Annotated in this window: 15 protein-coding genes and 1 tRNA gene; 4 read left to right on the top strand and 12 right to left on the bottom strand. The window is 58.6% G+C overall.

Annotated elements, in window-relative coordinates; genetic code table 11:
- The first annotated feature begins 111 nt into the window (after nt 1–111).
- Nucleotides 112–1107, top strand: coding sequence for a catabolite repressor/activator (gene cra, locus AB4P97_RS28060; protein WP_042557606.1), 996 nt, complete (start codon nt 112–114; stop codon nt 1105–1107).
- A 3-nt stretch (nt 1108–1110) separates the two neighbouring features.
- On the top strand, nt 1111–1887 hold the full coding sequence (locus AB4P97_RS28055) for a TatD family hydrolase (RefSeq protein ID WP_200611258.1): 777 nt from the start codon (nt 1111–1113) through the stop codon (nt 1885–1887).
- Nucleotides 1888–2007: 120 nt separating this feature from the next.
- Here the strand turns inward: AB4P97_RS28055 and AB4P97_RS28050 are convergent, their stop codons facing one another.
- The 4 genes from AB4P97_RS28050 to AB4P97_RS28035 all read right to left on the bottom strand — a co-directional run bounded on the left by AB4P97_RS28050 (nt 2008) and on the right by AB4P97_RS28035 (nt 7907).
- Nucleotides 2008–4038 (bottom strand): methyl-accepting chemotaxis protein, encoded by a 2031-nt coding sequence (locus AB4P97_RS28050; RefSeq protein WP_210624785.1) that lies wholly within the window; start codon nt 4036–4038, stop codon nt 2008–2010.
- 221 nt (nt 4039–4259) lie between these two features.
- A complete protein-coding gene (gene ampE, locus AB4P97_RS28045; protein ID WP_042557603.1) occupies nt 4260–5099 on the bottom strand; it encodes a regulatory signaling modulator protein AmpE in 840 nt (279 codons plus the stop codon).
- Nucleotides 5096–5656 (bottom strand): 1,6-anhydro-N-acetylmuramyl-L-alanine amidase AmpD, encoded by a 561-nt coding sequence (gene ampD / locus AB4P97_RS28040; RefSeq protein ID WP_395601902.1) that lies wholly within the window; start codon nt 5654–5656, stop codon nt 5096–5098. Before ampD ends, ampE begins: the two co-directional genes overlap by 4 nt.
- A gap of 64 nt (nt 5657–5720) precedes the next feature.
- Nucleotides 5721–7907: a DUF1631 domain-containing protein gene (locus AB4P97_RS28035; RefSeq protein WP_395601901.1), complete on the bottom strand. Its 2187-nt coding sequence runs from the start codon at nt 7905–7907 to the stop codon at nt 5721–5723.
- A 393-nt stretch (nt 7908–8300) separates the two neighbouring features.
- Between AB4P97_RS28035 and nadC the strand changes: the two genes are divergently transcribed.
- A complete protein-coding gene (gene nadC, locus AB4P97_RS28030) occupies nt 8301–9149 on the top strand; it encodes a carboxylating nicotinate-nucleotide diphosphorylase (RefSeq protein WP_395601900.1) in 849 nt (282 codons plus the stop codon).
- A gap of 88 nt (nt 9150–9237) precedes the next feature.
- On the opposite strand, the gene AB4P97_RS28025 is transcribed toward nadC, so the two are convergent.
- A complete protein-coding gene (locus AB4P97_RS28025) occupies nt 9238–9537 on the bottom strand; it encodes a DUF6388 family protein (protein ID WP_042561953.1) in 300 nt (99 codons plus the stop codon).
- 274 nt (nt 9538–9811) lie between these two features.
- Here AB4P97_RS28025 and AB4P97_RS28020 point away from each other — a divergent pair, with 274 nt between their 5' ends.
- Entirely contained in the window at nt 9812–10306 is a 495-nt protein-coding gene (locus tag AB4P97_RS28020) for a hypothetical protein (RefSeq protein WP_047299741.1), read from the top strand.
- Nucleotides 10307–10315: 9 nt separating this feature from the next.
- Here AB4P97_RS28020 and AB4P97_RS28015 read toward each other — a convergent pair.
- The 7 genes from AB4P97_RS28015 to nusA all read right to left on the bottom strand — a co-directional run bounded on the left by AB4P97_RS28015 (nt 10316) and on the right by nusA (nt 18780).
- Nucleotides 10316–10388, bottom strand: a tRNA-Thr gene (locus AB4P97_RS28015).
- Between the two features lie 157 nt (nt 10389–10545).
- Complete coding sequence (gene pnp / locus AB4P97_RS28010; protein ID WP_042557598.1) at nt 10546–12651, bottom strand: polyribonucleotide nucleotidyltransferase; 2106 nt, start codon at nt 12649–12651, stop codon at nt 10546–10548.
- A gap of 193 nt (nt 12652–12844) precedes the next feature.
- Nucleotides 12845–13114 carry a 30S ribosomal protein S15 gene (gene rpsO, locus AB4P97_RS28005; RefSeq protein WP_003177875.1) on the bottom strand — a complete coding sequence of 90 codons (270 nt, stop codon included), beginning with the start codon at nt 13112–13114 and terminating at the stop codon, nt 12845–12847.
- Between the two features lie 142 nt (nt 13115–13256).
- Nucleotides 13257–14174 (bottom strand): tRNA pseudouridine(55) synthase TruB, encoded by a 918-nt coding sequence (truB, locus tag AB4P97_RS28000; RefSeq protein WP_042557597.1) that lies wholly within the window; start codon nt 14172–14174, stop codon nt 13257–13259.
- A 4-nt stretch (nt 14175–14178) separates the two neighbouring features.
- Nucleotides 14179–14580 (bottom strand): 30S ribosome-binding factor RbfA, encoded by a 402-nt coding sequence (gene rbfA, locus AB4P97_RS27995; protein ID WP_042557596.1) that lies wholly within the window; start codon nt 14578–14580, stop codon nt 14179–14181.
- Between the two features lie 159 nt (nt 14581–14739).
- On the bottom strand, nt 14740–17271 hold the full coding sequence (gene infB / locus AB4P97_RS27990; RefSeq protein ID WP_042557595.1) for a translation initiation factor IF-2: 2532 nt from the start codon (nt 17269–17271) through the stop codon (nt 14740–14742).
- Between the two features lie 27 nt (nt 17272–17298).
- Complete coding sequence (nusA, locus tag AB4P97_RS27985; RefSeq protein ID WP_042557594.1) at nt 17299–18780, bottom strand: transcription termination factor NusA; 1482 nt, start codon at nt 18778–18780, stop codon at nt 17299–17301.
- Nucleotides 18781–18785: the final 5 nt, after the last annotated feature.

The following is an 18785-nucleotide window of genomic DNA, read 5'->3' as shown; positions in this document are numbered from 1 at the left end:
ATCCTTGAAGTCCAACTTGTCGGATGCGCGTAGGCAATAAGTCGTCTGCCCTTATCGGGTAGGATTGGCGAAAATCTCGCGGCATGCTCGAAATAACAAGGAAATCCCGAGTTGAAACTCAGTGATATCGCGCGGTTGGCCGGAGTATCCGTGACCACCGCGAGCTACGTCATCAACGGCAAGGCCGAACAGCAACGCATCAGCACCGCGACCGTCGAGCGAGTTCGTGCGGTGGTCGATCTGCACGGCTTTACGCCCAACCCACAAGCCGCTGGACTGCGCAGCCGGCATACCCGCACTTTGGGTTTTATCCTGCCGGATCTGGAAAACCCCAGCTACGCGCGGATCGCCAAGCTGCTGGAGCAAGGTGCGCGGGCGCGCGGCTATCAGTTGCTGATCGCCAGCTCCGACGATGCGCCGGACAGCGAGCGCAAACTGCTGCAACTGTTTCGCGCGCGGCGTTGTGATGCGCTGATTGTTGCCAGTTGCCTGCCACCCGGTGATGACAGCTATCTTCAGTTGCAGGCCAAGGGGCTGCCGATCATCGCCATCGACCGGGTCATGGAGCCGGAGCATTTCTGTTCGGTGATCAGCGACGACCGCGAGGCCAGTCTGCACCTGACCCAGAGCCTGCTCGATCCGCAGCTTAAACAGATCGTGCTGCTCGGCGCCCGCCCGGAACTGAGCATCAGCCAGGAACGTGCCGCCGGTTTCAGACAGGCCCTCGTCGATTTCAAGGGCGAAGTGCTGGTCGAGCACGCCGAGTCCTTCAGTCGTGACTGCGGCAAGCAATTGATGGAAGAACTCCTGCAACGTCTGGGGCATTTGCCGGATGCGCTGGTAACCACGTCCTACGTGTTGTTGCAGGGAGTGTTCGACGCGCTGCATGACTTCCCGCTCAAGTCGCGGCCGCTGCGCCTCGGCACGTTTGGTGACACGCAACTGCTCGACTTCCTGCCGCTACCGGTCAACGCCATGGCCCAGCAGCATCAACTGATCGCCGACAAGGCGCTGGAACTGGCATTGGCCGCCGTCGAGCAGTCGCAATACCAGCCTGGCGTGCAAGCGATTGCGCGGACCTTCAAGCAGCGTATTCACCGGGACTGATCCGTGGAGCTGATCGACAGCCACACCCACCTGGACTTCCCCGACTTCGACGCCGATCGCTCGGCGCTGCTGGCCGAAAGCCGCGCCCTTGGGGTGCGGCGGATGGTGGTGCTGGGCGTCTATGAAGGGAACTGGCAGCGGGTGTGGGATCTGGTGCAGGGCGATTCGGATCTGTACGCGGCGTTCGGTTTGCATCCGGTGTATCTGGATCAGCATCGCCCCGAGGATTTACAGACCCTCGGCGATTGGCTGACGCGATTACGCGGCCATCGGCAGTTGTGTGCAGTCGGCGAGATTGGTCTGGATTACTTTATCGAAACGCTGGACCGCGAGCGGCAGCAGGCGCTGTTCGACGCGCAACTGCAACTGGCGGCGGATTTCGATTTGCCGGCGCTGATCCATGTGCGCCGCAGTCACGCGGCGGTAATTGCCACGCTCAAGCGTTTTCGTTTGAAGCGGGCCGGGATCATCCACGCGTTCGCCGGCAGCCGTGAGGAAGCACGGGAATACATCAAACTCGGTTTCAAACTCGGCCTCGGTGGCGCCCCGACCTGGCCCCAGGCGTTGCGCATGCATCGGGTACTGGCGGATTTGCCACTGGATTCGATTGTGCTGGAAACCGATTCACCGGACATGGCGCCTGCAATGTTTCCGGGAGTGCGCAACAGCCCGGCGCACTTGCCGGCGATTTGCTCAGCGCTCGCCGATCTGATGAATATCTCCCCTCAACAACTTGCCGCGGCCAGCACCGCCAATAGCTGCGCCGTGTTCGGCTGGTAGCTGGAAACACTTTCCCTTGTGGGAGCGAGCCTGCTCACGAAGTCGGTGTGTCAGACGACAACAATCCCGCCGGCAGATTGCATTCGCGAGCAGGCTCGCTCCCACAGGTATTCGAGCGTCTCAAACCCGAAAGGCGCTGATCAGCTGTTTGAGCTCCACGACCTGGGCGGACAGTGCGCGGCTGGCGTCTTCAGTCTGGTGCGCACCTTGCGCCGTGCGCTCACCTGCGCGGTTGATCTCGACAATGTTCTGGTCAATGTCATGGGCCACCGCCGTCTGCTGCTCCACCGCAGCGGCGATTTGCTGGTTCTGATCGACGATCATTCCGACGGCGCCGAGGATGTTTTCCAGCGCCTGCTGGACCTTTTCCGACTGCCCGACCGTGCCGCTGGCCATTTGATGGCTGACACCCATCGCCTTGACCGCCGCACCCACGCCGCCGTGCAGTTTGGCGATCATCTGTTCAATTTCTTCGGTCGATTGCTGGGTGCGTTTGGCCAGCGTGCGCACTTCGTCCGCCACCACCGCAAAACCGCGTCCCTGCTCACCCGCGCGCGCCGCTTCAATCGCCGCGTTGAGCGCCAGCAGATTGGTCTGCTCGGCAATACTCTTGATCACTTCCAGAACGCGGCTGATCGCCTGGCTGTCACTGGCCAATTGGTTGATCACCAGCACTGACTGATCGATCTCGCTGGCCAACGCAGCGATGCTGCCCTGCTGCGACTCGACCAGACCACGACCGCTGATGGTTTCGTCATTCACGCTGTGGGCGCTGCTCACCGCCGCTGCGGCGCTGCGCGCCACCTCAAGGGATGTCGCCGACATCTGGTTCATCGCCGTGGCCACTTGTTCGATCTGCGAGCGTTGCCCGGCAACGGCCAGATTGCTTTGCGCCGACACACTTTCCACTTGCCCGGCCTGGCGTTCAACTTCGCCAACGGTTTGCCCGACCCGTTCAATCAAGTCGTGAATCTTCTTTACCGTGCCGTTGAACACTTCGCCCAACTCACCTAATTCATCGCGGCTGCTGGCCTTGAAGTTGACGGTCATGTCGCCAGCCGCGACCTTGTCCATCATCGCGCCGAGGCGTTTGAGTGTGGTGCGGGTCGACGCGTAAAAGCCGCCATACAGATAGAAAATCAGCACAAACACCACTGACAGCGCCACAGCCTGCAAGACCATGTGCGTGCGGTTTTGCGTCAGGCGCTGCTGTAATTGCGTGTCGAGGAATTTCAGGGTGGCTTCGTTGAGCTGATAGGTCTTGTCGATGAGCGCAGTAGTCTGGTCGTAAAACGCCTGCCACGGTGCATCGAGCGTGTCGGCCATCACCACTTGTTCTTCGAACAGTTCGCTCGCCTGCTTCAACGAGGTCTTACTAATGTCAGCCGAAGCGCTGAGCGTTTCGTGCGCGGCTTTGCTCGAGCCGAGGGCGTCCTGCAGTTTCAAGGCGTATTCGGCCTGGAGCTTTTCGATCTGCACCAATAACTCGTCAAAACGGGTGCTCGACGAACTGTTGAGGAAACCCTGCCCCAGCGAATACGAGCCCATGGCCCGGCCTTCACCGAGGGTTTGCGTCACAGTGGGCGTGATCAGGGTGACGAGTTCGCTGAGTTGACGGATGTCGCCCTGGTTGTCGCGGCTCAGACCGGCCTGACTGGTGATGATCTGGCTGAAAATCTGCGCACTGGCCAACAATTTTCCGATCAACGCACTTTTGCTTTGCAGGGAGTTTTCCGCTTGCTGGGCCTTGAACGCCGCAATCATTTCATCGCGCTTGCCGTCGAACACCTTGATCTGTTCGGGGTCGTCGGTCATTGCCGCCAAGCCTTCCAGGCGTGCCAGTACGGCTTGTTCGAGAGTGGTGATCTGCGATTCGACATTGCCAGCCTTGCCGGACTGACCGAGGGTGACGTTGATCTGCACCAGATTGTTGAGGGTTTCCAGATCGCGGCGCAGGCTCAGGCTGCTGCCGAGCAGATCAAGGCTTTGCAGCTCGACCCGGGTGCCCTGGAATTCACGATAGGAATCGCGCACCAGATAGAAATTGGTCACCAGCATCGGCACCAGAAACAGCACGCTGATCAGGCTGAACTTCATGCCGAAGCTCAGACGATTCATCAGCGAGACGGCGGGATAGAGCAAGCTCTTCACTGGAAGTCTCCCTTGGTTTTTCTTGTTTTTATTGGCAGGCGCGCGGGTACAGCAGATAGCCACTATCGGGCGCCATCTCTGTATAGCTCAAATCGAAGGGAGGTTTTGTAACTTAAGGTTAACGAAAAAAAAGATCGCAGCCTTCTGCAGCTCCTCCAGGAAACACAGACCCCAAAGTAGGAGCTGCCGCAGGCTGCGATCTTTTGATCTTCAGACAGGAATCAGTGAATCAGTACTGTCCACAAGGCGAACCCGGCATACCACAACACCGCCGCCCGCAGCAGCAATTCCCACAGGCAATCGAGGGTGTTGACGCCTTCCGGGCCGACCGTCGGCGGCGGAATCTCTCCCGCCGCCAACCCGACCTTGTTGATCAGTTGCGCAGCGCTGATGTTCCAGTTCAGCAATTCATGCAGCATCACCCGGCTGACCGCAACGAAGTTGCCGACCAAGGCAAAACTCGCCGCCAACAGACGCACCGGCACCCAGTCAAAGGCGTGGCGCAGTTGCGCGGCACGTTCGACCAGCGCCGGGTTCTGACCGTGCTCTTGGGCCAGCGCCAACAAGCGATAGGCCAATGCCGCCACCGGACCGAGCAGGAAATACCAGAAGATCACGGCGAAGAAGCTTTGATAGGCCTGCCACAACAAATGCTCCTGCACCCGATCGAGCAATTGCTCGCCGCTGTCGGCACAGATATTCAGATCGCGCTTGGCCACATGCGCCGCGGCCTGCAGATCCTCGCGCCGCCAGGCATCGCGAAACGGCCCGAGACCGCCGAGCAGGTCGCCGCGCCCCAGGCTATAAATCACCACCAGCAAATGCACCGGCAGGGCCAGCAAGCCGTACGCAACCGGCTCCAGCACCACCAGCAACAGGGCCAGCAACGCCACCGGCAGCAGCACCAGAATCGTCAGTACCAGCCATGGTTGTTTGGCCAGTCGCTCGCTGGTTTCGAGTTTGTTCAGTTCGCGAATCCATCCGCCATCGCGTTGAACCCGATGGCGCAGGGCCGAGAATTTCTCGATCCAGAGCGCCAGCAGTAACACCAGAAAACTCATTGTCCTTCCTCTTGTGCCAGGGCCGCGCGGTAACGCGCCCAGTCGAATGCCGGGCCAGGATCGGTCTTGCGCCCGGGTGCAATGTCGCTGTGCCCGCAAATGCGGGCGCCGGTGATAGCCGGAAATGCTGTCTGCAACTGACGGGTCAGCGCCGTCAACGCCTGATACTGCGCATCGGTGAACGGCAGATCATCGGTGCCTTCGAGCTCAATGCCCACGGAAAAATCGTTACAGGTTTCGCGCCCTTCAAAAATCGACACGCCGGCATGCCACGCCCGCTCAAGACAGGAGACAAACTGGGTGACCTTGCCGTCACGTTCTATCAGAAAATGCGCCGAGACCCGTAAGTCGGCAATCCCTGCAAAGTAGGGATGTTCGGTGACATCCAGACGATTCTGGAAAAATTCCTGCACCTTGCCGGTGGCGAACTGCGCAGGCGGCAGGCTGATGTTGTGGATAACCAACAGGGAAATTTCGCCCGCAGGGCGCTCATTGAAGTTGGGCGATGGGCAAATCTGCACCCCGTGACACCACCCGCTAGCGGGATCCAACTGCATACCGATTCCTTCAACGCCGACTGTGTTGGCGCCCAGTATGCCGTGATCGGCCCCCGGCGCGCGATCACTTGGCGCGATTGAGTCGCCGCAGATTGCCCAACACCGACTCCAGCGCCCGATCGAACAACAAAGTGTCGTCCAGCGCACGCACCGCTCCACGCTGGAACTCAAGAGCCAGGCCGATGCGACTGCGCTCCAGCACTTTCATGCCGGTACGGTCGACAAACACGTACTTGCCCGTCGCTTCTATGATTGCCGCGAGCTTGCAGCGCAGGGTGCTGTCCTCGTCCTCCTGAAACGCAACCCAACTGCCCAGATGCAATTGAGCCACCTGCTGCTGGCCTACGTCGTGATGGGACAGACGCGCCGAGGCTAGCGTCGTTTCACCCTCTTGCGCCATTGGCAAGACGATCTGCTGCGACACCTTGATCATCGCCGGCGCTTCGGCCTGAGCAGATCCACCGGTTCGCTCGAGCACGCGCACATGCAGCGTTTCCAGCTCAGAGAAAAATTCGCTGGTGGCAAACGGATCGAATGCGCAGCGGGTCAGGCCATCGCGCAGCGACTTCAGCAACCCCGGCACCAGCGCCAGCAGACGCATACCAGCCTCAGCATCGTCGTGGCGCTGAACACTCCAGATGAGTTGCTCCATGGTCTGCACATCAGCTTGCCATTCGGCGGACTGGTCGCCATGTTTGAGGCAGGTCAGCAGCAATACCTTGCTCCAGGCGTCCTGCACGAAGGTCACCACCGACGGCGGCAAGACTTTGCCCAACAGTGCCAGATTCAACGCATGCTCGACGCGTCGCCGCGCCAGCTCGGTTTTCGCCCGCCCCTCTTCCGCATCGCGCAGACGTTGCTCGAGGAGTTCGCTGCGCCGACGCTGATCACTGGTGAAAGCGAGAAAGTCAGCCAACAGTTCGGAGAATATCGCCGGATCATCGACAAAATCGGTCAGCAGGCGCTGCACCACTTGTTCGATGCGCAGATACAGACTGTCGCGCGCATCGCTGTCGCAATCCCCCCAGCCCATGGCCGCATCGGCGATTTCATTGAGCAGACGCCGCGCCGGGTGGCTGCTGCGACTGAAGAAACTCTTGTCGAGTACCGCGACCTTGAGCATCGGAATCTGCAATCGGGCGATCAAGGCCTTGAGCGAGTCCGGCAGATTGCGGTCTTCGAGGATGCAGTCGAAGACCATGGCGATCAGGTTGATCACATCCTCATCAGCGCCTCCGACGATCCGCGACTTGCCAGTTCTGACGCTGACCCGCGTCAGCAGTTGTTCGAGCTGGTTACGCAGGTCGAAATCGTCCTGCTCCGCCAGCGCTGGCACATATTGCTGCAAATGCGAGAGCAGGCGCAGCAGGTCGCGCGTGCTGATCGGCTGGGCAGAGGCGCCTGATTCGAGGCTCGGCGCAACACTGCCGCGCACGTTCAGCAGCAACTCCTGCAACGCAGCGAAAACTTCCTGGACACTTTCGTCCGCCGTTACGGGCTCGGCGCTTTCTTCGCGACTGATACTGGCCGCCGCACGATCAATCGCGCGTCGCGCCGGGGCCGGTTTCAGCTCGGGCAACACGCCGGTGGCGCTGAGCAACTGATTGGCTTCGGAATATAACTGTTCGGTGTCGGCCAGCACATAGCGCTCGAACAGCTTGAGCAGGATCAGCTTGACCTTGATCTCAACGCCCAGATTACGGCCGGCTTGCAAAAAGAACTCACAGAGCAGCGCCGGGCCGAGGGGGTTGTGTTGATCGGCAAAGGAATTATCCAGCAATGCGTTGAGGCGCGCGGTCAGTTGCTCCAAGGCGAAGCCATCACGCTTGAGCACGCGGCCGACCATGGTCTCCACGGCGACGGTGCGTTCCATGTCGTCGGTGCGAGGCGCGCAGTCTTCGAACAGCAACGGGTGCGGCAGCGTGTTGTGCGCGGGCTGGTATTGAGTGAGGCCGACAAAGGCTTCGCAGAACTGCTCGAGAAAACCGCGCTCGATGTTTTTGCGTTTGAGGCGCAAGTCGCGCATCGCCTCAAAAAAGATGTTCTGCTCAACGTCGTTGCGTGCCCGGTCAGCCATTTCGAACAGGGTGTCGTCGGCATTATCGAACAGCTCCTGCAACCCGTGGCGCAGTTGCTGGGCAGCCTTGTCGCGAACCTGAAGCAGAATCACAGGCAGGCGGGCGAGCGGCGAGTGATTCGCCTGATCGGCAGACGCCTTGTACAAAGGCACCACTTTCCCGTCGTTGTGCATCCAAGCCTCCTGAAACGGTGATTCTTTCGGTGAGTCAGGACACCGCCCCTGTGAGAGCGAGCTTGCTCGCGAAGGCGATCTGTCGGTGACATCGCGGGCGAGTAATACCCCACATTCGCGAGCAAGCTCGCTCCCACAGGGTTCAACCCTTCAGCAAAAAAAGACGTCAAGCCTATGACGTCAAATACAAGTCGGATTATCTTGCAAAAGATGTCCGCAGCGCCATAGCCGTCAGGGTTTCCCCTATGCCCGCCCAGTCACCCTCAACTGACCACGCCCCGCTGGGGTTTACTCAAAGAAATCGACCAGCTGCGGCCAGGCACGCAAGTTCTTGCCTTGGGTTGGCTCGCGCCATGCCCCTATAATCGAATCACTTTGTTTGTGGAGCCCGTTATGCCGAATCTACGTCTCGCCGATTTGACCGCCGAAATCGAAGCCAACGTGCGCCGTGCGTTGCTCGAAGACATCGGCAGCGGCGACATCACCGCGCAACTGATCCCGGCCGAACGTCTGGCCAAAGCCACCATCATCACCCGCGACGACGCCGTTATCTGCGGCACGGCCTGGGTCGATGCGGTGTTTCGCCAGCTCGATCCAAGGGTGGCGGTGCATTGGCAGGTAATCGATGGCCAGCGGGTCAAACCCAATCAGCCACTGTTTCATCTGGAGGGCCCGGCCCGTTCGCTATTGACCGGTGAACGCAGCGCCTTGAACTTCCTGCAATTGCTTTCCGGTGTGGCGACTCGCGCGCAGTATTTGGCAGACTTCGTGGGCGAGACTCAGGTCAAGCTGCTCGACACCCGCAAGACCCTGCCAGGCCTGCGTCTGGCGCAGAAATACGCCGTGACCTGTGGTGGTTGCCACAACCACCGCATCGGCTTGTACGACGCGTTTCTGATCAAGGAAAACCACATCGCTGCCAGCGGTGGGATCGCACAAGCCATTGCCGCCGCGCACAAGATTGCCCCGGGCAAACCTGTGGAAATTGAAGTGGAAAGTCTGCAAGAGCTGAAGGAAGCGCTGGAGGCCGGTGCCGACATCATCATGCTCGACGAACTGAGCCTGGACGACATGCGCGAAGCCGTGCGCCTGAACGGCGGCAAGGCAAAACTGGAGGCCAGCGGCGGCATCAACGAAAACACGCTGCTGCCGATCGCCGAAACCGGGGTGGATTACATCTCGATTGGCGCGATGACCAAGGATGTGAAGGCGGTGGACCTGTCGATGCGTCTCAGCCTTTAACAGTAGCGGCCAGTCCAGAAGTGCAAGCTGCAAGCCAAAGCTGTTCCGCTTTGACTTGTCGCTTGCGGCTTGGAGCTAGCAGCTCTCGTCAAACGACGAGATTGTTCATCTCGCAGTACTCTTCCCACTCGACGCCAAGCACTTCAGCCGCCTCCTTGTGTAGAACAAGACGCTGGGCCTCGAACTCCTCCGGCGTGCTTGTGTACTTGAGCGTCAGCTCCCACGGCTGCAAGCCCTGGGATTCAGCTTCGTCTTCGAACGCCCACTGGATCTGATCTTTCTGATCATCGGCACTCAAGTCCTTGATCTCCTCCTTCAGATCGGGCACGTCAAGAATGTACTTTTCCAGCGCTTGTTCGTGGCGTTGCTCTTGAGTTAATTCGGTCATGTCGTTCTCGCTGATCATAGGAATGGAAGATGGATCTGGATCATCAAGGATCTCTCTGACGCGGATTGTCCGGCCTTCGGAACCATTCGGGATCATCTGAAAACTGCAGGGCGATGCTCATGCAGGCACCGAATATAGGACGTTTGCATGAGGAATTACACGGCTCTTTACATCTCTCTCACAAAAAGCTGACCTGCGGAACATAAATGTCGATTCCAAGTCATAGCGATGTGCCACTTCGGCACTCATCCGCTGTTCACAAGGAAAACCAGTGATGCGCAGCTTCTTGAAAATTTCTTCTGTTGTGTCCACGACTGCTCTGATCGCCGCTCTGGCGTTGCCGGCAAGCGCAATGGCTGTTGAGTTGAGCAACAGCAGCCCGTCCTATGGCGACAAGGTTCCTCTGATTCACAACGATTACGGCAAAGACGTCGTCATCCGAAGTGACATCAGCATCGATGAACTGAAAAAGATGCGTGACACCGTCAGCGATCAATCGCGCCAGATCGAAGAACTCAAGCGCAGCAGCGGCTCCAGTTCCAGCTCCAGCGGCAAGGAACTCGACGAGTTGAAGAACAAGGTCAAAGAACAGGATCGTGAGCTGGATACTCTCGGCCGCCAGGTTGAAGAGCTCAAGCGCAACAGTGGCTCAAGCTCCAATTCGAGCAGCAGTGAGATTTCGAACCTGAAGCAGAAGATCAACGATCAGGACCGAGCGATGGACCAGCTCAAACGTACCGTCGAGGATCTGAGCCGCAAGGTGAAATAAAGGGGATCGTGCCCGAGACAGGAATCGAACCTGCGACCTTCGCGTTACGAGTGCGCTGCTCTACCGGCTGAGCTACACGGGCGGTGGAATAAACCTAGCACCGGTTTTCACAAACGCAAAGTTCGCAGCGCCTGCACGGCTCACCGCAGGCTGCGATTTTTTATGGTTTTCCACAGACAAAAAAATGCCCCGCCGTTTTCACGGCGGGGCATTTTTATTGCGCTAAAGCTTTGGGGTGATTAAACGCCCGAAGCCTTGGCCGCTGCCACGTCTTTGATGGACAGCTTGATACGGCCGCGGTTGTCCACGTCCAGTACCAGCACTTCCACTTCCTGGCCTTCTTTCAGGATGTCGGTCACTTTCTCAACGCGAGCGTCGCTCAGCATCGAGATGTGAACCAGACCGTCCTTGCCCGGCAGGATGTTGACGAATGCGCCGAAGTCGACGATGCGCTCAACCTTGCCGACGTAGATCTTGCCGATCTCGGCTTCAGCGGTGATGCCCAGAACGCGCTGACGTGCAGCTTCAGCAGCTTCCTTGGTTTCGCCGAAGATCTTGATCGAACCGTCGTCTTCGATGTCGATCGAAGCCTTGGTTTCTTCGCAGATCGCACGGATGGTCGCGCCACCTTTACCGATAACATCACGGATCTTGTCGGTGTCGATTTTCATCGCGATCATGGTCGGAGCATTTTCCGACAGCTCGTTACGCGACTGACCAATGATCTGGTTCATCTGGCCGAGGATGTTCAGGCGCGCTTCCAGGGCTTGGCCCAGAGCGATTTCCATGATCTCTTCGGTGATGCCCTTGATCTTGATGTCCATCTGCAGCGCGGTCACACCTTTGGCGGTACCCGCTACTTTGAAGTCCATGTCGCCCAGGTGGTCTTCGTCACCGAGGATATCGGTAAGAATGGCGAACTTCTCGCCTTCTTTAACCAGACCCATGGCGATACCGGCAACCGGCGCCTTCATCGGCACACCAGCGTCCATCAATGCCAGGGAAGCACCGCAAACGGAAGCCATCGAGCTCGAACCGTTCGATTCGGTGATTTCCGAGACAACACGGATGGTGTACGGGAATACGTCAGCGGCAGGCAGCATGGCGGCAATCGAACGACGGGCCAGACGGCCGTGACCGATTTCGCGACGACCAGCACCACCCATGCGACCACACTCGCCCACCGAGAACGGAGGGAAGTTGTAGTGCAGCATGAACGGGTCTTTTTTCTCGCCTTCCAGGGTGTCCAGCAGTTGTGCGTCACGGGCAGTACCCAGAGTCGCGACTACCAGAGCCTGGGTTTCACCACGGGTGAACAAAGCCGAACCGTGAGTCTTCGGCAGAACGCCGACTTCGATGTTCAGCGGACGTACGGTTTTGGTGTCGCGACCGTCGATACGTGGCTTGCCGTTTACGATGTTTTCGCGAACGGTGCGGTATTCGATTTCGCCGAAAGCAGCTTTGACGTCGCTGGACGAAGGCTGGCCTTCTTCACCGGACAGCTTGGCCACAACCTGATCCTTCAACTCGCCCAGGCGAGCATAACGGTCGGCCTTGACTGTGATGGTGTAGGCGTCGGAGATCGCAGTGCCGAACTCGGAGCGGATAGCGCCCAGCAGCTCAGTCGCTTCGGCTTGTGGAGCCCAGGCCCAGGTAGGCTTGGCAGCTTCAGCAGCCAGTTCTTTAACAGCGTTGATCACAACCTGGAACTCGTCGTGAGCAAACAGTACAGCGCCCAGCATCTGGTCTTCGGTCAGCTCTTTGGCTTCCGATTCAACCATCAACACGGCTTCCGAGGTACCGGCAACGACCATGTCCAGGCTCGATGCTTTCTGTTGCTCGTAAGTCGGGTTCAGCAGGTAGCCGGTGCTTTCGTGGAAAGCAACGCGAGCGGCGCCGATCGGACCGTCGAACGGGATGCCCGAGATAGCCAGGGCAGCCGAAGTACCGATCATCGCAGCGACGTCCGGATCGGTCTTTTTGCTGGTGGAAACGACGGTGCAGACAACCTGCACTTCGTTCATGAAACCTTCTGGGAACAGCGGACGGATCGGACGGTCGATCAGTCGGGAAGTCAGGGTTTCCTTCTCGGAAGGACGGCCTTCGCGCTTGAAGAAACCGCCAGGGATCTTACCGGCAGCGTAAGTCTTTTCCTGGTAGTGAACGGAAAGAGGAAAGAAGCCTTTGCTTGGGTCTGCGTGCTTGGCGCCAACAACGGTCACCAGTACGGTCACGTCGTCATCAACAGTAACCAGCACTGCGCCGGAGGCTTGACGGGCAATACGGCCTGTCTCGAGGGTAACGGTCGACTGACCGAACTGGAATTTTTTGATTACCGGGTTCACGGTGTCCTACCTTCTTTGTGGCTCTTGGGGAACTGGTTTCTTGCGAAATTCTTGGGCAATGCCGGGAATCGGCCCGACGCCTGTCCAGGGTAAAACGTGTATCCAGATAAAACTTGAGGCTGGGAGCCTGCCCGAAGCCCGCGGAAAACCGCGGACGTCTGACAAACAACCAACCTCAGAGCGCAATCGCTTATTAGCGACGCAGACCCAGGCGACCGATCAGAGTCTGATAACGACCCAGATCCTTGCCTTTCAGGTAGTCCAGCAGCTTGCGACGCTGGTTTACCATGCGGATCAGACCACGACGGGAGTGGTGATCTTTACCGTTGGCCTTGAAGTGACCCTGCAGCTTGTTGATGTTGTGGGTCAGCAGTGCAACTTGCACTTCTGGCGAACCAGTGTCACCAACAGCTTGCTGGTAGTCAGCAACGATTTGAGCTTTTTCTTGAACGTCGAGAGCCATGAGGCAATCCTTTTATCAGGAAACTGTTTCAGGGAAACAGCTTCAACAGGCCAGGGACAAATCCCTGTATCTATAAATGAGTCGTGACCGTGCCTGTTAACAGCCACACTCGCCAGCCTGCTGTTACACAGGCTGGTTTCGGTCATTCTGACCGAATCAAACGACGTGGCGCGATGCGCCCGTCTTCGCTCACTTCACCGATACCGATGAAGCGACCATTGTGATCCTGTACCCGCACCATGCCGAACTTCGGAGCATCCGGGGCACGTACCGGCTGGCCGTTGAGCCAGTAGAACGCGCTCGCTTCCGAAAAGTGCAGCAGCGGCCAATCCAGCAAGCCGCTGTCCGATGGCATCAGGAAGCGGTCAACCGCTTCGTTGCCGCCTTCGGCATGTACCGCTTCAAGCTCTTCGAGGGTAACGGTCTGCGCCAGGGTGAAAGGCCCGGCCTGGGTACGGCGCAATTCTGCGACGTACGCACCACAACCGAGTTGCTCACCAATATCCTCCACCAGGGTGCGAATATAGGTGCCCTTGCTGCAATCCACCGCAAGCCGCGCAGTATCGCCTTCGAAGGCCAGTAATTCCAAGCGCGCAATAGTAACAGAACGCGGTTCACGCTCCACTACTTCGCCTGCACGTGCCAGCTTGTACAGCGGCTGACCATCACGCTTGAGCGCTGAGTACATCGGTGGTATCTGACTGATTTGGCCGCGAAAATTCGGCAACGCAGCCTCGACATCGGCGCGACCAACGGTCACCGGGCGCTCCTGCAAAACCTCACCTTCGGCATCCGCCGTGGTGGTGGTCTTGCCCAACTGCGCCAGGGTTTCATAACCCTTGTCGGAATCGAGCAGGTACTGCGAGAACTTGGTGGCCTCACCGAAGCACAGCGGCAGTACGCCGGTGGCCAGTGGGTCGAGACTGCCAGTATGCCCGGCTTTCTCGGCGTTGAGCAGCCAGCGAACCTTCTGCAGCGCAGCGTTTGAGGTGAACCCCAGCGGCTTGTCGAGCAGGATGATGCCGCTGACGTTACGACGGATACGTTTGACCTGAGCCACCGAGTTACTCCTTGGTGTCTTCAGGTGCTGGAACGACAACGTGCTGATTGTCTTCAGCAACAGCGCGCTCGATCAGCGCCGACAGGTGCGCACCACGGACAACGGATTCGTCGTAGTGGAAGTGCAATTGCGGCACGCTGCGCAGCTTCATTTCGCGGGCCAGTTGCATACGCAGGAAACCTGCGGCGGCATTCAGTACCTTGATGCTTTGCGCGATGTCTTCTGCGTTGTCCTGCCCCATCACGGTGATGAAAATCTTGGCGTGACCGACGTCACGGCTGACTTCCACTGCGGTAATAGTCACCAGGCCGACGCGCGGATCTTTGACTTCACGACGGATCAGCTGGGCCAGCTCACGCTGCATCTGATCGCCGATACGTTGGGTACGGCTGTATTCTTTTGCCATGATTTGTTACCTGTTACTGCCCCACGGTGAAACCCGCAAGGTCTGAAAGCGGCAAACGCCCGGCCTGACAAAAGCCAGACCGGGCGTTGCGTTTAGAGTCCTGACGCCGTGCCGCGCATTTTCATGCGACGGCCCGACGTGGCCCTTGAAATGCGCGAGTTAGAGGCTGCGAGCAACCTGAACCTTCTCGAAGACTTCGATCTTGTCGCCGACTTTGACGTCGTTGTAGCTCTTCACGCCGATACCGCATTCCATGCCGGCACGTACTTCGGAAGCGTCATCCTTGAAGCGGCGCAGGGATTCCAGCTCGCCTTCGAAGATAACGATGTCTTCACGCAGTACACGGATCGGACGGTTACGGTGCACAACACCTTCGATCACCATGCAGCCTGCGATCGCGCCAAACTTCGGCGAACGGAACACGTCACGCACTTCTGCGACACCCAGAATGTTCTCGCGAACATCGCTGCCGAGCATACCGGTCAGGGCTTTCTTGACGTCTTCGATGATGTCGTAGATCACGTTGTAGTAACGCATATCCAGACCTTCCTGCTCGACGATTTTCCGTGCGCCAGCATCGGCACGCACGTTGAAGCCGAACAGTACAGCGCTCGAAGCCAGTGCCAGGTTGGCATCGGACTCGGTGATACCACCGACACCGCCGCCGACTACGCGCACTTGCACTTCGTCGTTGCCCAGGCCATTCAGAGCGCCTTGCAGAGCTTCCAACGAACCACGGACGTCAGATTTGAGGACGATGTTGAGCGTCTTCTTCTCTGCCTGACCCATGTTTTCGAAGATGTTTTCCAGCTTGCCGGCGTGAGCGCGAGCCAGTTTGACTTCGCGGAACTTGCCTTGACGGAACAGAGCCACTTCACGGGCTTTCTTCTCGTCGGCAACCACACTCATCTCGTCGCCAGCGTCCGGGGTACCGTCCAGGCCGAGAATCTCGACAGGGATGGAAGGACCGGCTTCCTTGATTGGCTTGCCGTTCTCGTCGAGCATGGCACGCACGCGGCCATAGTTCGAACCGACCAGAACCATGTCGCCTTGGCGCAGGGTACCGTCTTGCACCAGAACGGTTGCAACCGGGCCACGACCTTTGTCGAGACGCGATTCAACCACAACACCACGACCTGGAGCCGACGGAGTTGCTTTCAGTTCGAGAACTTCAGCTTGCAGCAGAACGGCTTCAAGCAGGTCGTCCACGCCAGTACCGAGTTTCGCCGAAACCGATACGAACGGCGTTTCACCGCCCCACTCTTCCGACGTCACGCCGTGAACCGACAGTTCACTACGGATGCGATCGAGGTCAGCGCCCGGCTTGTCGATCTTGTTCACTGCAACAACCAGTGGAACGCCAGCGGCTACCGCGTGCTGAACAGCTTCAATGGTCTGCGGCATCACGCCGTCGTCCGCTGCAACTACCAGGATCACGATGTCGGTCGCCTTGGCACCACGGGCACGCATTGCGGTAAACGCGGCGTGACCAGGGGTGTCGAGGAAGGTAACCATGCCGCGTTCGGTTTCAACGTGGTACGCACCGATGTGCTGGGTGATACCGCCGGCTTCGCCAGCAGCTACCTTGGCACGACGGATGTAGTCGAGCAGCGACGTCTTACCGTGGTCAACGTGGCCCATTACGGTCACAACTGGCGCACGGGAGAACGACTCACCTTCAAACTTCAGGGACTCGGCCAGGGAATCTTCCAGGGCGGTGTCGCTGACCAGGGTCACTTTGTGGCCCAGTTCTTCGGCTACCAGTTGAGCAGTTTCCTGATCAAGCACCTGGTTGATGGTCGCTGGAGTGCCCAGTTTGAACATGAACTTGATGATTTCAGCGGCCTTGACCGACATCTGATTGGCGAGATCGCCAACAGTGATGGTCTCGCCGATCTGCACATCACGCACGACAGGGCCGGTTGGGCTCTGGAAACCGTGAGCGTTGCGCTTCTTCAGCTTGGCCTTGCCGCGACCACCACGACGGAAGCCATCGCTTTCTTCGTCGGTAGTACGTGGCGCAACACGTGGCGCTGGCGCTTTCTCTTTGACCGATGCGCGATGCGGAGCGTTTTTGCGCTCGCCATCACCACCGCCACTGCGACGATTGTTGTCGTCGGCACGTGGCTTGTCCGGACGGCGCTGTTCGTTCTGCTTGTTACGAACGTCAGCAGACGGCGCTGGAGCAGCGGCAACCACCGGCGCGCTTTCACGTACCGGCTCAGCAACTGCAGCAGGAGCTGCAACGGCGGCGCTAGTCGCGGTTTGCGCAGAGCCAGGATTGCGGCGTGCTTCTTCTTCGGCGCGCTGCTTGGCTTCTTGCTCAGTCTTCTGGCGGGCAGCATTTTCTACTGCGCGACGCTCATCCAGTTCACGCTTGCGCTCGGCTTCGATTTCTTCCGGGCTGCGCTGTACGAAAACTTTCTTTTTGCGAACTTCAACGCTGATGCTCTTGCTACCAGCCACACGCAGGGTGCTGGTGGTTTTACGCTGCAGCGTGATCTTGCGTGGTTCTTCCACTTTCGCCTTGTGGCTGCTTTTCAAGTGAGTCAGCAAAGATTGCTTCTCACTGTCAGTCACATTTTCTTCGGCGGCGGTGTGCGGCAGACCTGCCTCACGCATCTGCTGCAACAGGCGCTCTACCGGTGTTTTGACCTCATCGGCCAGTTGTTTCACCGTGACTTGCGTCATGCACTTCTCTCCTCAGGCCGCGCCTAATTACTCGAACCAATGGGCTCGGGCGGCCATGATCAACTTGCCGGCACGATCATCGTCAATGCCGTCGATGTCGAGCAGGTCGTCAATAGACTGCTCGGCCAGGTCTTCGCGGGTAATTACGCCGCGCACCGCCAGTTCCATCGCCAAATCCTTGTCCATACCCTCAAGCGAGAGCAGGTCTTCGGCCGGATGGGCGTCTGCCAGCTTTTCCTCAGTAGCGATGGCTTTGGTCAACAAACGATCCTTGGCACGAGCGCGAAGCTCGTTGACGGTATCTTCGTCAAAGCCGTCGATGTTGAGCATTTCTTCCAACGGTACGTAGGCAATCTCTTCCAGGCTGGTGAAGCCTTCATCTACCAGCACCTGCGCCAGGTCTTCGTCAACTTCCAGCTCGTCGATGAAGTTGCGCAGGATGTCGCCGGTTTCTGCTTGCTGCTTAGCCTGGATGTCCGATTCGGTCATCACGTTCAGGGTCCAGCCAGTCAACTGGCTTGCCAGACGCACGTTCTGACCACCACGACCGATGGCCTGAGCCAGATTGTCTGCGCCAACGGCGATGTCCATTGCATGGGCATCTTCGTCAACGATAATTGCCGCAACCTCGGCCGGGGACATGGCGTTGATCACGAACTGAGCCGGGTTGTCGTCCCACAGGACGATATCAACACGCTCACCGCCCAACTCACCCGACACTGCCTGGACGCGCGAACCGCGCATACCGATGCAAGCGCCTTGCGGGTCGATGCGTTTGTCCTTGGAGCGGACGGCGATCTTGGCACGCGAACCCGGGTCACGGGACGCAGCCATTACTTCGATCAGACCTTCAGCAATTTCCGGCACTTCGATGCGGAACAGCTCGATCAGCATTTCCGGCGCGGTACGCGACAGGATCAGCTGCGGGCCGCGGTTCTCGGTGCGGATTTCCTTGAGCAGCGCACGCAGACGCACGCCGACACGGAAGGTTTCGCGAGAAATGATGTCTTCACGAGCCAGCAACGCCTCGGCGTTGTTGCCCAGATCGACGATCACGTTGTCGCGGGTCACTTTCTTCACGGTGCCGGAGATGATTTCTCCAAGGCGTTCGCGATAGGCGTCGACCACTTGAGCGCGCTCGGCTTCACGCACTTTCTGCACAATGACTTGCTTGGCAGTCTGTGCAGCAATGCGGCCGAACTCGATGGAATCGATTTTTTCTTCAACGACGTCGCCAACGTTGGCACCAGGATGCGTTTCGGCAACCTTGCTCGGCCAGGTTTCGATAGCCGGATCGTCAAGATCATTCTCTTCGACGACCGTCCAGCGACGGAAAGTTTCGTATGCCCCGGTGTGGCGGTTAATTTCCACACGCAGGTCAACTTCGTCTTCAAAACGCTTTTTGGTAGCAGTGGCCAGAGCCAGCTCCAGCGCTTCAAAAATTACGCTTGCCGGTACGCCCTTTTCATTGGATACCGACTCAACAACCAGCAGTACTTCTTTGCTCATCGTAC

The organism is Pseudomonas sp. A1230, assembly GCF_044218825.1.
Taxonomy (GTDB): Bacteria; Pseudomonadota; Gammaproteobacteria; order Pseudomonadales; family Pseudomonadaceae; genus Aquipseudomonas; species Aquipseudomonas iridis.
The sequence above is the reverse complement of the archived record's forward strand: the minus strand, read 5'-3'. Positions and strand labels throughout refer to the sequence as shown.